At 45.4% G+C, this 884-nt stretch carries 1 protein-coding gene; it reads left to right on the top strand.

What is annotated here, in order from left to right; all coding sequences use genetic code 11:
* The first annotated feature begins 493 nt into the window (after positions 1–493).
* Entirely contained in the window at positions 494–805 is a 312-nt protein-coding gene (locus MWC30_RS21650; protein WP_244086278.1) for a PaaI family thioesterase, read from the top strand.
* The last annotated feature ends 79 nt before the right edge of the window (positions 806–884 follow it).

Here is an 884-nt window from a genome sequence, read left to right as displayed (position 1 = left end):
CAGATTATCTGTCAATGATCCATGAATTTCCGAGAGTTTTATCTGCCTATAGAAAAAATGATTGAGAAATGCCTGACTCTATACTTTTCTCAATCTAAAATAAGGACTTATATTTCCGAGAGACCTCTAGCTTGCGCAGATGATTCCAGCCTCCAGATGCGACTCAGAAAAAATATATAGATTCCAAAAAAGCACAACGCAGAAAAGGTAGAAACCTGATGCGCCGCCAACTCCGGCATGCGCTTCCCATATGTAAATTCACGGATCACGCCGTTTAAAATAGCAATAAAGACCATTGGAATCCATGCCAGAACGTATCGCAGTATCACAGGCGGTGCTCCGTGCTGTTTGAAGTTCTCGCTTGAAGGTGGTTGCCCATTGGCGTTTACCGAATGGACAATTCGCAGTTTACGCCGTAAATGAGAACTGAAATTTTGGATTTGGAAAAGCACACAAACGGGCGGTGCCAATCCCAGCCATAAGGAGCCAATCGATGCAAAACTTTGTACCTCAAGATGAAAACTATGAAATGCGAGTGAGAGAGAGCTTCTCTAAACAGAAACTGATGAAAACCATTGGAGCGACTCTTTCGAAGGTGCTGCCGGACGAGGTTGAGATATCACTCGAATTTCGAGATGACTTGACGCAACAGCACGGCTTTATGCATGCCGGGATTGTCGCCACCCTTGCCGACACCTCTTGTGGTTATGCGGCATTCAGTCTGATGCCTCCTGATGCTGCGGTGCTTACCGTCGAATTTGCTACCGGACACCTTTGGGTGTGCATAGGTTTGCTCCGTCGCTAACTACTTGTAGTTTCGGGTAAACACCAGAAGCGATAGGGAATATCGTATCCATTCTTGAGAAAGTATTTCAAAAGGCTCA

Source organism: Desulforhabdus sp. TSK (assembly GCF_022836495.1).
Lineage (GTDB): Bacteria > Desulfobacterota > Syntrophobacteria > Syntrophobacterales > Syntrophobacteraceae > Desulforhabdus.
Note: the sequence above shows the minus strand (reverse complement) of the source record. Positions and strands in the feature narration are given on the sequence as shown.

Coding starts and splice junctions, on each gene's coding strand:
- MWC30_RS21650 (WP_244086278.1), top strand. CDS start 494: ATGCAAAACTTTGTACCTCAAGATGAAAACTATGAAATGCGAGTGAGA.